This is a genomic window from Pseudalkalibacillus sp. R45, assembly GCF_052246725.1.
GTDB lineage: Bacteria > Bacillota > Bacilli > Bacillales > Fictibacillaceae > Pseudalkalibacillus.
In genome coordinates this window covers 135,174-147,608 of sequence record NZ_JBQQCL010000008.1, presented here as the reverse complement: position 1 = coordinate 147,608, position 12,435 = coordinate 135,174, and the positions used below count along the sequence as shown (strand labels likewise).

Annotated in this window: 12 protein-coding genes; 6 read left to right on the top strand and 6 right to left on the bottom strand. The window is 44.0% G+C overall.

Going from position 1 to position 12,435, the window contains the following annotated elements:
- Nucleotides 1-9: 9 nt before the first annotated feature.
- Nucleotides 10-480, top strand: a complete 471-nt coding sequence (locus ACTWQL_RS15185) for a DinB family protein (protein WP_443143275.1) — start codon at nucleotides 10-12, stop codon at nucleotides 478-480.
- A gap of 334 nt (nucleotides 481-814) precedes the next feature.
- Here the strand turns inward: ACTWQL_RS15185 and lhgO are convergent, their stop codons facing one another.
- The 4 genes from lhgO to ACTWQL_RS15165 all read right to left on the bottom strand — a co-directional run bounded on the left by lhgO (nucleotide 815) and on the right by ACTWQL_RS15165 (nucleotide 4,636).
- Nucleotides 815-2,029 carry an L-2-hydroxyglutarate oxidase gene (gene lhgO / locus ACTWQL_RS15180; protein ID WP_443143274.1) on the bottom strand — a complete coding sequence of 405 codons (1,215 nt, stop codon included), beginning with the start codon at nucleotides 2,027-2,029 and terminating at the stop codon, nucleotides 815-817.
- A gap of 18 nt (nucleotides 2,030-2,047) precedes the next feature.
- On the bottom strand, nucleotides 2,048-2,974 hold the full coding sequence (glaH, locus tag ACTWQL_RS15175) for a glutarate dioxygenase GlaH (RefSeq protein ID WP_443143273.1): 927 nt from the start codon (nucleotides 2,972-2,974) through the stop codon (nucleotides 2,048-2,050).
- A 282-nt stretch (nucleotides 2,975-3,256) separates the two neighbouring features.
- Nucleotides 3,257-3,574: a DUF3870 domain-containing protein gene (locus tag ACTWQL_RS15170; RefSeq protein ID WP_261129894.1), complete on the bottom strand. Its 318-nt coding sequence runs from the start codon at nucleotides 3,572-3,574 to the stop codon at nucleotides 3,257-3,259.
- Nucleotides 3,575-3,586: 12 nt separating this feature from the next.
- The gene (locus ACTWQL_RS15165; protein ID WP_443143272.1) at nucleotides 3,587-4,636 is read right to left on the bottom strand and encodes a DctP family TRAP transporter solute-binding subunit; all 1,050 of its coding nucleotides are present in this window, start codon (nucleotides 4,634-4,636) and stop codon (nucleotides 3,587-3,589) included.
- Nucleotides 4,637-4,730: 94 nt separating this feature from the next.
- On the opposite strand from ACTWQL_RS15165, the gene ACTWQL_RS15160 reads away from it, so the two are divergent.
- The 4 genes from ACTWQL_RS15160 to ACTWQL_RS15145 are packed head-to-tail and all read left to right on the top strand — an operon-like array spanning nucleotide 4,731 to nucleotide 8,445.
- Nucleotides 4,731-6,350: an ATP-binding protein gene (locus tag ACTWQL_RS15160; RefSeq protein WP_443143271.1), complete on the top strand. Its 1,620-nt coding sequence runs from the start codon at nucleotides 4,731-4,733 to the stop codon at nucleotides 6,348-6,350.
- Nucleotides 6,328-7,044, top strand: coding sequence for a response regulator (locus tag ACTWQL_RS15155; RefSeq protein ID WP_443143270.1), 717 nt, complete (start codon nucleotides 6,328-6,330; stop codon nucleotides 7,042-7,044). Before ACTWQL_RS15160 ends, ACTWQL_RS15155 begins: the two co-directional genes overlap by 23 nt.
- 2 nt (nucleotides 7,045-7,046) lie before the next feature.
- Nucleotides 7,047-7,409, top strand: coding sequence for an MmcQ/YjbR family DNA-binding protein (locus ACTWQL_RS15150; RefSeq protein WP_443143269.1), 363 nt, complete (start codon nucleotides 7,047-7,049; stop codon nucleotides 7,407-7,409).
- Between the two features lie 52 nt (nucleotides 7,410-7,461).
- Entirely contained in the window at nucleotides 7,462-8,445 is a 984-nt protein-coding gene (locus tag ACTWQL_RS15145; RefSeq protein ID WP_443143268.1) for a Gfo/Idh/MocA family protein, read from the top strand.
- 885 nt (nucleotides 8,446-9,330) lie between these two features.
- On the opposite strand, the gene ACTWQL_RS15140 is transcribed toward ACTWQL_RS15145, so the two are convergent.
- Nucleotides 9,331-9,525 (bottom strand): hypothetical protein, encoded by a 195-nt coding sequence (locus ACTWQL_RS15140; protein WP_443143267.1) that lies wholly within the window; start codon nucleotides 9,523-9,525, stop codon nucleotides 9,331-9,333.
- Between the two features lie 292 nt (nucleotides 9,526-9,817).
- Here ACTWQL_RS15140 and ACTWQL_RS15135 point away from each other — a divergent pair, with 292 nt between their 5' ends.
- Entirely contained in the window at nucleotides 9,818-11,167 is a 1,350-nt protein-coding gene (locus ACTWQL_RS15135; protein WP_443143266.1) for a glucoamylase family protein, read from the top strand.
- 53 nt (nucleotides 11,168-11,220) lie between these two features.
- Here ACTWQL_RS15135 and iadA read toward each other — a convergent pair whose 3' ends face one another.
- On the bottom strand, nucleotides 11,221-12,399 hold the full coding sequence (gene iadA, locus ACTWQL_RS15130; protein WP_443143265.1) for a beta-aspartyl-peptidase: 1,179 nt from the start codon (nucleotides 12,397-12,399) through the stop codon (nucleotides 11,221-11,223).
- Nucleotides 12,400-12,435 lie beyond the last annotated feature (36 nt).

The window sequence follows — 12,435 nt, the reverse complement described above, 5'->3', positions numbered from 1 at the left end:
AGGATGAATATGAACGAAGAACAGATTTTCGAGCAATTCAGAATGTGGAGAAGTTGGACAGTCGGATCAGTGGAGGGGTTAACAGAAGAATTGATTGATCATATCCCCGAACATCACCGAAACAATATCCGCTGGAATATCGGGCATATATTGGCTGGTTGGGACCACACCGTATCCCAGACACTTGATATAGAGAGAATGCTGCCGCAACAGTACCATGTGATGTTTCCGCGTGAAAGCAGTCCAGTTGATTGGAATGAACAACCGCCATCTTATGAGGAGTTGCTAAAGCGATTGAAAGAACAGCCTGATCAAATGATTGAGGTGTGCAGAGGTAAACTGGATCAGCCGTTAAAGGGTGAGTTCTTTCATATGAAAACATTAGGAGAAATGTTTCTTTTCCATATGAATCATGAAGCGCTGCATATGTCGACGATCAACATCATCAAACGGGCGGCAAAACACCAACTCGTGAAGTGAAAAGGAAAGAGGCTGGGACAAATGAACTTGTTCAATAAAAAACCCGAACAATTTGTCCGGGTTTTTTATTGAGCAATACATGAAGGGTTCCGCTTCGTCAACATTCTTCGCTTTCCGCGGGCACGGCCTCAGCCTCCTCAGAAAGCAAAGACCGCTTTCTTGCGGGGTCTTCGACTCGTGCTGTTCCCGCAGGAGTCTACGGATGTCGCCTACGCTTTTCGTCTTTCATTTTATCCAGTATATATTTTATTGTTCGTCTTTTCTGTTAGCAGTTATAGTTTTGTCCCAGCCTCTGATTGGTTTTATAAAGGAAATGGAGATTAATCTGTTCACTTCAAGATGAGCTAGAAATTTTAACTGGTCGTTCGATATCAAGTGCTGTTGCGATGTGTTCTCCGATCGGAAAACACGCTGTAGCCGCAGGGGACGGAGCATTGCAGACGTGTGTACTCCGTTTACTATGAACAAGAAAGAAATCGTCGACGAGTGATCCGTCTGATTTCAATGCCTGAGCACGGATTCCTGCAGGTGCAGACACGAGATCGTCAGCTTCAATCGAAGGGATCAGACGTTGTAAACTACGCACGAATGCTCCTTTGTTGAAAGATCGGACCATCTCCTCGAGACCTTCCTTCCAATAGCTTGAGGCAAGTTTCCAGAACCCAGGATACATCAATGTCTCGGACAAATCCTTCAATGAGATATCCCGTTTCCTGTAACCCTCCCTTTTAAAACCAAGTACGGCATTCGGTCCAGCTTCAACACCGCCACCGATCATACGTGTGAAATGCACGCCCAAGAATGGAAAATCAGGATTCGGAACCGGATAGATCAAATTCCGAACGAGATATTCTTTTTCAGGCTTCAGTTCAAAATACTCGCCACGGAACGGAACGATCTTCAAGTCAGGGTTCTGACCGCTGCGTTTTGCGATTCGATCGCTTTGTAAGCCACAGCAATTCACTAAATGCTTAGCCCGGAAGGTACGAGAACCTGTTTCCACAATGACCGCATCCCCGCTTTCCTTTATCTGTCTCGCTTCTGTCCCGAGAAGAAGGTCTGCTCCCCGATTTTCCAATACTGTCACGATTGCCGCACAAATTCCCACATAATCAATGATGCCAGCTTGAGGTACTTTGATTGCTTTGATGCCGTTCACATATGGTTCTTCCTCTTTCAATTCTGCTTGATCTAATAGACTGAGGTCCAAGCCGTTTTGCAAGCCTCGTTCGTATAGATTCTGCATGGCAGTCAATTCGTTTTCATCCGTTGCAACAATCACTTTTCCGCATTGTTCATAGGAGATCCCATACTCATCACAGAATGCTTTGAGTTTGCGCCCGCCTTCTTTTGCAAAGCGTGCTTTCAGACTACCTGGTTTGTAATAAATGCCGGAGTGGATGACGCCACTGTTATGCCCGGTCTGATGTTTTGCCCAGCTGTCCTCTTTTTCGAGCACAGCAATTTTCAATGTCGGATTCTGTTCGGTCAGGGCATAGGCAGTAGAAAGCCCGACGATTCCACCGCCGATGATCAGGACATCATACATAATCAATCCTCCGTTTCCTTAAACTTTTTTAAAATACCCCCGTTGACGTAACAGCTCACGATGCAAGTCCGGATGTTTTTCGAAGGCTGCTCTACCATGGAGCCAGAATGTGTTATTCAAGACGACGAGATCGCCTACAGGGAGATTCAGCTCCACGACTGCTGTACTGTTTTCCATCGAGTCAGACATCGATTTCAAATACTCCGCTTGCTCTATTGTATCAGGGTAGGCAAACTGATCGATAAACTGGATGCACGGCTTGCCGTTATGTTCGAAAAAGGTATCATTGTACACCGTTTGACTGACATTTTTGCTTGCAGGAGATTTGTATGGAATCTTCGTTGAAGCAATCGGATGATTGGCGTAATAATCAAGTTCATCCCAGTCATCCAAATGCAAGAGACGGGATTCACCGCCGATGGCATTTTCTTCTGCAAACTTCATCATCAATAGCCAGTCGCAAGGTTCGTTAACGAATGTTCCATCGGTATGGAGGGTGAATAGCCGATATGCCTGGCGGAGGTAGGAGTCACTGTTGTCAGTGTCTTTAACGGTAAAACGGGCGTAATACTTTCCAGACATCGCATCGAAATTCACACCGCCGATCAAATGTGTGATTGCTGTCGAGAATTTTACATAATCTTCATCTGAGGAGGTAAGCTTTCCGATTCCAAGGGTGAATCCGCCGAACTCACGGTCATGAAGCACTTCATTGATTACCTTTGAAAAATCTTCTCCAAGCACCTGTTTCAAATCATTCGCGATCACATAGCGCATGTACGGGATATACTCTAGTTTCTGGGAAATCGTATTGCGATGTTTTTCCAAAAAGGCTGTGCCTGCTTCGTCCTTCAATTCGATATGATAAAGACGCTTAGACTGAGGGTGTTGCACTACGCTGAAATTCTCATAAGACTTCACTAATTCGGTTTTAACCATGCTCATTGTAATTCCTCCTTCAATTTTGCGGCGGTCATCGCCAGAAATTTGGGGTCTCAGCATTAAAAAAAGCCAGCAATATCTCCAAGAGGAAGATATCACTGGCTTTATCTACGTCTGGCTTCCGGAAGAGAAGTCCAATAGATTTTACAGTGTCGTATTCATGTTCATATGTCAGTAATGTCACCGAACGGGAAAGGGATGCCTTTCTCCAGGTGATTTATTCAATATCTTACAACCATATCAGGAGAATGTCAACGAATTATTTGATTTATTTAAATTATGAGACTATTTTACGACATGTGGTGTCTGATACTGTTTGTAAGCATCACGTACTGCAGCCAATAGCGCTGGTTTCGCTTTTCCGTAATAGTGGTTTTCGATTTCTTTTTCAATCAGTTGAAGCCCATCACGTAAGCTGAAACCTTTTAACAAATTACCGAGGTAGGATTGCGCATGATCGGTGGCAAGCGTACAATCCGCCCAAACAATCACACCATACGTATGATCGACCTCAATCGTAACCGTTAATGTTTCGTGCAAATCACTGACCGCCATTCCATTGGGCAAGCGGGCATGTCCTGCGAGCATCTTCGTATTTGGCATTTTCTTCTCCTCCTATTGATTCCGTATTCGATCGATTTCATCGACCAACTCTTTTCCAAGTACCGGTTCTAGGTTGGAATAGATGGGATTGAGTCTTTCCATCCAGGCTATACGTTCATTTTTCGTCAACAGATGTATTTGAATCGATTCATCACGCTTCAGCTGACGAATCTGTCTGTCATTGATTTCAATGGCGTGGCGACTGATCCAAGCAGTCGTTTCACTCATCGCTTCCTTCATTTCTTCGTGGATCTCAGGAGGTAATTCATCCAAAAGATCCTTGTTGATGAGGATGATGTTGCTCATGATCGCGTGATTGCTTACAGTGAGGTAGTCTTGTACTTGATAAAGCTTTCTCGTGTATATATTAGACACCGTGTTTTCTTGTCCTTCTATAAAATTCACTTCAAGATCTCGATAAATCCTGTTAAAGTTCACGACGCTTGTACTAGCGCCTAATAAGTTGAATTGTCCTTTGATGATCGGACTATCCATGATCCCGAAATGCATCCTTTTGAAATCGGATGGGTATTTGACGAGCTTCTTATCGGATGTCACCTGTTTATAGCCTCCGAACCAGAAATCCAGCCCCTTCATATGCTCATCCTCAATATCCTTTAATAGGCGGGAACCAATTTTTCCATCATAGGCTTCTTTTACAAGATCATGAGTTGTAAAAACAAATGGGAGGTCGAGTATTTGGAATCTCGGGTATTCTGCGGTGAGCTCTGAGATGGAGGGTACAATCATCTGGACGTTCCCTTCCCGCAACGCACGCAATTGCTCCTCCTCATTGTAAAGGACAGCATTTGGATAGATTTCTACTTCAACTTGATGGTCGGTCCTTTCCTCAAGACGTTTGGCAAAATATCTTGCAGCCTGTCCTTGAGGGGAGTTTTCCGAATAGATATGACTGAACTTGATTGTGATTCGATCCTTCAAACCGTTCTGTTCATCATCAAATTCCTTTGTACCCGCAGACGTGGAAAAATCGAAGCCGACGAAGACGGCTGTCACGATTCCGACTGTGATCAACAATGCAACCCAAATAACGGTCTTCATCAAGCCTCACCTCCGGGCAATCCTTTTCAATAGTGTATCACAATCGCTTTCTCATGGTACAATATTGATAATTTACAAGGGAGGATGAGGACTGATGTCATTACAACGTTTACCAATTCGTTGGAAGATTACAATTCTATCATTCGGCATCGTCTTATTTTCCCTGCTTATCGGTGGAATCATTTTGACTGGTAACATCTATGAGATGAAAGAACGGGATCTTAGTCATCGGTCTCTATTGACTGCAAGGACGGTCGCGAATTTGCCTGAAGTGCAATCTGGGGTCACCGAGTCGAGAGGGTGGATTGAAATCAACCCGATTGTCGAACGGATCCGCACAATCAATAACGCTGACTATATCGTCGTCCTTGATATGAACCGAATCCGTTATTCCCACCCGAACGAAGACAGGCTTGGCACTGTGTCTGCTGGAAAAGATGAAGGACCTGCATTCGCAGAACATAGCTATACATCCAAAGCCGAGGGGGAACTTGGTACGGCTGTAAGGGCGTTCGTGCCAATCATGAATGAACAAAAGGAGCAGATCGGAACTGTAGTCGTCGGTATCATTCAGCCGACTTTATGGGAAGTCCTTGGCGAGCTGAAACATCAGATGGCTGTCATTGCTGTATTAACCTTAGTGTTCGGTATTATCGGTTCATGGCTGTTGGCAAGACATTTGAAACAGGAGACCTTCCAACTCGAACCCTATGAGATTGTGAGACTTTTAAAAGAACGGACAGCAACGTTGCAGGCGATGAACGAAGGGATTATAGCCATTGATAGAGACGGATGCATTACGGTTTTCAATGATAAAGCGAAAAAGATCCTAAACCTGGATGAAGAGGTGGCTGGGGAGCACATTGATGAAATCATTCCAGAATCCAAGCTGAACGAGGTGTTGTCAGATGGAAAGAGTATGTATAGAGAAGAGATCAGGATCAATGAGAAAATTATCATGAGCAGCCGAGTACCGATTCTGGTTGATGGTGAAATTGTCGGTGCGGTAGAAGTGTTCCAGGATCGGACCGAAGTGACCTCAATGGCGGAAGAGCTTACTGGAGTCAAGGCATTTGTCGATGCTCTCCGCGTACAGAACCATGAGCATATGAATCGTCTCCACACCATTGCTGGGCTCATCCAGTTGAATGAAAAAGAAAAAGCTCTCGACTTCTTGTTTGAAAATCAAGAAGAGCAGCAAACACTAACAAGGTTTTTATCGAAGCAGGTAAAGGATGAAAGTATCGCGGGTCTCTTGCTGAGTAAAATCAGCAGGGCTAAAGAGCTCGATATCGAGTTGACGATCTCTCCGGAAAGCCGTTTGAAATCATTTCCTGGACTTTTAGACAGGCACGATTTCGTATTGGTTTTGGGAAATCTGATCGAAAATGCCTTTGACGCTTTCACTGGGTTTGAACGAGATACGAAACTAGTTGAAGTCCATCTTTCGCAAACCGACGATCAACTGTATTTGTCAGTGGAAGACAACGGGAAAGGAATGACGGACGAGGCCCAGGCGAGCATGTTTACGAAAGGGTATACGACAAAAGGCAACAAGGGATCGGGAATCGGCCTTTACCTCGTCAAAAATGTGATTGAAAAGGGCGAAGGTTCTGCCCGGGTGAAAAGTATCCATGGAGAAGGAACGAGCATTGAACTGATATTTCCGATGAAACCAGGAGGAATTGCACATGAACAAGTATCCGGACATTAACGTTTTGTTGATTGAAGATGATCCTATGGTCCAAGAGGTTAACAAGCAATTCATTGAACGCGTCGATGGGTTCAAGGTGATCGCGACTTCAGGTAATGGAAAAGATGGGTTGGAACTCGCAAAATCATTACAGCCCAATTTAATTGTTCTCGATATTTTCATGCCGGAAAAAGATGGCCTTGATTTGATGAAAGAGCTTCGTGCACAGCAGATGAACATCGATGTCCTTGTCATAACGGCTGCCAATGACAAGGATACGATTCGGACGATGTTGCTGAATGGAGCCATCGACTATATCATCAAGCCCTTCAAATTCACGCGTATCAAGAAGGCACTCGAAAACTACCGTTTGATGCACAGTGAATTGTCTGAAGCCGGAAAGATTGGCCAAGAGGATCTTGATCGGCTGATCCAGATTACAGATAATCTTCCAGTTGAAGGTGTGAAATCGGATGAAGAGTTGCCGAAGGGACTCAATCACCAGACTTTGAAGCAAACTTTGCAGTATTTAAGTAAGCAAGAAACTTCTCTCTCAGCGGAAGAAACAGCAGATGGAGTAGGGATTGCAAGAGTCACAGCCCGGCGATATTTGGATTACTTGGGCAAAACGGGGAAAGTCGAACTTGACGTCCAGTACGGTGGGGTCGGGCGCCCAATCAACCGCTACAAGCTAGTGGAAAAAGTGAGGTACTGAACATGGTGGTTACGTTCAATGAACTATATGAAATGATTAAAACGATCTCCACTCGTTTTCCGCAAGTGGAAGAGCAGGTGGACGGATTCGGCCACACATCTTTCAGAGTAAAGGACAAACCTTTCGTCATCTTAGGGGAAGATAAAGAGCATCCTTCCCTTTCAATCAAAACCCTGAAGTCGACACAGGAATTGCTGATCCAACAGCCTGGATACCGTAAATCAGCATATATTGGGCAACATGGATGGACGACCTTCCCCCTCGAGGAAGTGGATTGGGATGAAGTAGCCGACTATATCCTTGAAGCTTATTATCGAACAGCTCCGAAAAAGTTACATGAACAAGTGCAAATCAATCGAAAATGAGTAGGTCTTTCTAGTATCATAGTGTGAAAGTAAAACGAGGCGGTGGATATTTATGAAATTCGGAACAGTAGGAACGAGCTGGATTACAGAGTCGTTCATCGAAGCGGCTGAAAAAAGCGGGAAAATGACGTTGAATGCCGTGTATTCCCGATCACATGAAAATGCCAGGAAAATGGCTGATACCTATCATGCTCCATATGCTTATGATGACCTTGAGGAGATGGCAGCAAATGAAGAAATCGAAGCTGTCTACATTGCATCTCCAAACTCCCATCACTATGAGCATGCCAAGCTCTTTTTGAAGCACAAAAAGCATGTCATCTGTGAAAAACCGATTTTCTCTAATACGACTGAATTGGAAGTTGCCTATCAAATTGCGGAAGAAAACGGTGTGTTTTTGTTCGAGGCAATGAGAAACATCCATTCACCGAACGCGAAAATCCTGAAGCAGCAGGTAGAGGAGGCTGGAACTCTCCGAAGTGCGATGTTCCATTACCTCCAATACTCGTCACGCTATGATCTGTTTTTAAAAGGGGAAAGACCCAACATCTTTTCACCTGAATTTTCTGGTGGAGTACTCGTTGACCTAGGTGTATATCCGATCAGTCTAGCAGTTTATCTATTCGGTGAACCTGATAACGTTTCTTATCATCCGGTCATGTTGGAAAGCGGTGTTGATGGGAGCGGCACACTTGTCATGGATTATGACGGATTCGTGTGTACAATCCTGTGTTCGAAAATTTCACATTCGTTCATTTCATCGGAAATACACGGAGAAGATGTTTCGCTCGTCCTTGATCATGTAGCGCCAGTCAACAAGATTTCGCTGGTTGATCGGAAAACAAAAGAGAGCGAAAGACTAGGAGAATCCCTTCATGATAATGACATGATCTATGAAATAGTGGAATTCACAAGAATCATTGAAACGAATGATTCTGAAGTATACCGGAAATTGGTTGATCTAAGCCGAGGTGTCTTGAGAATTACGGAAAACGCTAGAAAACAGAACAACATCGTGTTCGGAACGGAAAAATGATCAATCCTATGAAGTTGCTCCGCTTCCGGAGTTGTAGGGATGATTTCGGAGTAGTAGAGATAATTCCGGAGTTGTAGAGATAATTTCAAATTTGTAGCGTTTCGGTCCTGAATTGTAGAGATAATTAAATATTCGGTTATGAAAATAAGGTAGAATTTGTGGTCAAGTCTAAAAAATCGGGTTTTAGATTAAAAAAACCATTTTACGTCTAAAAAACCGTACTGTTATATCCTATATTCTTCAAAAAGGATAGAAAAAAGAGAGGCTGGAACGAAACTATAACTGCCAACAGAAAGACGAACAATAAAAAATAATGGATAAAATGAAAGACGAAAAGCGTAGTCAACATCCGTAGACTCCTGCGGGAACAGCACGAGTCGAAGACCCCGCAAGAAAGCGGTCTTTGCTTTCTGAGGAGGCTGAGGCCGTGCCCGCGGAAAGCGAAGGATGTTGACGAAGCGGAACCTTCATATTGCCCCTAAAGGTGACCCGGACAAATTGTTCGGGTTTTCTATTGAACAAAGTTTATTTGTCCCAACCACTTCATTGTAATATTCTTTTTTCGGGTTGTCCTCTTTTTGAAAAGTACTTATATTGTTTTTCCTTAGCATCTTTCAAGTTCATATATTGGATTTCTTTCAGGGTTCTTTTGTGATTTTCTTGTATCATCGAACAGAGTCCACAAAAGTGTATATTGCATGTAGATGAAACGTTTCAACATCTCAGTTTTCATCCAGCAATAAAGTAAACTTCATTCATTATTGGTATATCAGTATTATCTTTATTTTCGAAAAATTGCTACAAAAGTAATGTTTACGCTTACATACAATGAATGTATAATTTTTATCGAAACGTTTCACCGCCATGAAGTTCGAACACAAGTATTTATTTTAAAAGCTTTTTTCTTAAAGATTGTTGCTTCTGGCCAACCACCTTTTGTGCAAGTTGATTGGAGAGCAAGGTGCGAGACTCCTCGAAAATGAAAATCGCATTTTCTTCGTGCGATGTAACGCTGCCGGAGCTTTTCTTGTCCTGCAGGATCAGCGTGCCTACTACCTGAATAATCTCCTCGCAAGGCATGCGACGAGGAAGCTCGCTTCGACAGGACTTTCTTGTAGACGCAGGAGCACAAATGCTTCCTTGAAAAGGAGACTCCTGAGGTCGCAAAGCGACGAGTGGGCTCACCGCACGCCCCGCGGAAAGCGAGCATCCTGGAGCGGAAATCAACGACTTTTAAAGAAAACTTGGCGAGACCAAGCCTTTTGTAGGTCGAGCCTTAGCTGCCCTTATACTGAAGAAAGTATTTAATACTTTCTTTAAGTGCAAGAGCAACAAAGTTTGCGAAAACAGCTATTTTAAAAGGAGAGTGTGTATGAAGAAACTAATGTCAGTCATCGTAACAACCGTGTTATTAACAAGTTTGTGCATTCCATGGGGTTCACAGACGGAAGCATCTCCAGAGGGCACTGAAGTTGCTCGTGATCAGGAGCTGAAGGCAATCGCCAAACAGACCTATCGTTATTTCGAAGACTTCACAGACAAATCGACAGGATTACCTTATGACGCTGTTCGAGTTGATGGAGAGGTGGATACGAAGGAATACACTTCACCTACAAACATCGGAATGTATTATATGAGCACAATTGCGGCAGATGAACTTGGAATCATTCCTGAAGAAGAAGCGGTTGCGAAAATTGAAAAATCACTCCAAACATTGAAGACTCTTGAAAAATGGAACGGCCTTTATTATAACTGGTATTTCACTGAAGATGGATCGCTAATGAAGGATTGGGGCCAATTCATCTCCACAGTGGATAATGGCTGGCTTTCGGCAGGATTAGTCGCAGTCGGACAAGCCTATCCGGATTTAAATGATCAAACAAGCAAGCTTGTAGCAGAAATGGACTACACGCAATTGTACGACCCTGAAGTCGGACAGATGTGGGGCGGTTATGACGTAGCGACTGGAGAAATGACGGCACATCATTATGGAACGTTCTATACCGAACCGCGTGTTGCAAGTTATGTTGCCATCGGTAAAGGAGATGCACCGAAAACACACTGGTGGAAGATGGAACGGACACCGCCAGCAGAATACGATTGGCAATCGCAAACGCCAGAGGGATATACAGAAACCTATGATGGGGTTGAAGTATTTGAAGGACACTACACTTATAATGGTAAAAAATTCGTTCCGAGCTGGGGCGGAAGCATGTTTGAAGGCTTGATGCCGTCACTCGTTTTAAAAGAAAAAGAGCTCGGAAAAAATGCACTCGGTTTGAACAACCAGCGCCACGTTGACCTCCAAATCGAATACGCGAAAGAGCAAGGCTATGACGTCTGGGGGATGTCCCCAGCTGCTACACCAGATGGTTACTCAGAATTTGCTGCAACACCTTTAGGCGTAATGGGTTATGAAAAAGACCACGTCGTCACTCCGCATGCCACCTTCTTAGGATTGGAATATGCGACAGATGAAGCGATGAAAAACATCCATAAGCTAAAGGATATGGACGCGTACAGTAAATATGGATTCCTTGATTCTGTCAACGCTGAAACAGGAGAAGTTACACAAGCGTACCTTGCACTTGACCAGGGGATGATCATGGTTTCAATTGCCAACTTCCTTAAGGATGGGGTAGTCCGTGACTATTTCCACAGTGATGAAATCGGCAAGAAACCAGAAGACTTGTTGAGTAAAGAAGAGTTTTCAATCAAGTAAATAAGGTTGTAAAAATGGGGCTGACACATTTAAGGTCAGCCCCTTCCTCTTTATTATTCGAAAGTTCCTTTGACGATCGCTTTCTGATCCTCCACCATCATTTTCCCTTTCGCAAAGACCATCCCAATCTCAAGAGTTTCTTTATCGAAAAGGACAAGGTCTGCATCAAAACCAGATTGGATTTTTCCTTTACGATGCAATTTAAGGATGTGTGCAGGGTTTGACGTAATCACCTTAAGAGCAGTTTCTAATGGAATGTCTTCTTTTAAGACCGCCTCTTTTACCGCAGCAAACAAACTGGATACATTACCGACTTTAAGGCCTTTTAGCTCTCCATCCGGACTGAAATCAGGTAAACTCCCTTGAGCATCTGAGGTGAAGGTGATCTGCTCGATCGGCACTCCTGCCTCAAGCATGCGTTTCAGACCGTTGCTGCATCTGACTTCACCTTCTTCAAGAAATTGGGGGATCGTGCTGGTCGTAAAATCCACGTAACCGCCTTTTTTGGCATACTCCATACCGGCCTCAAACAGATGTTTGTTCCGATTGATATGAGTAGGGTAAAACTGCTTAATCGGAAGGTCCGTCGTCTCGATCACTTCTTCAATGATTTTCAGGCAATCATGGCTGTCACCGACATGGACGTTGACGAGTCCTGCTTTCCCAGATAAAATGCCGCCGTTTCGAGCTTGAGACGCGATCCGGGCTAACTCTTCAACGGTCGGTTGTGATGAACGATGGTCTGAAATCGCGATTTCACCGGCCCCGATGATTTTATCGACAAGAATGATGTCGTCTTCGATTTTTCCAGTCAATGTTTTGACAGGAACTTGATAGGACCCGGTCTGTACGTAACAGCTGATTCCTTCTTCTTCAAGGGCCTTTGCCTTCGCAACCAGGCTGGCCATCGTGCGCGTCGTCCCATCCGTCCCGATTACCCCGACCAGTGTTGTTATCCCAGATAGGGTTGCATCAGTCAACATGATTTCAGGGGTCCGTGTTTTATAACTTCCTTCACCACCGCCGCCGATAATATGAACGTGGGAATCGATGAATCCAGGGGCTACAATCTTTCCTTCAGCATCGATTACCTTCGTGTTTTGTGAAAAAAAGCCATCCGGTACTTCAATTTGGTCATTAATAAACCCGATTTTTTCATCCACAATCAAGAGATCTTTTTTTCCTAGATAGTCTGGAGCGTAAACTTCCCCGTTCCTGATCAACGTCAACATCATGCTAGCCCCTTTCTATGTAACGATTTACCATTA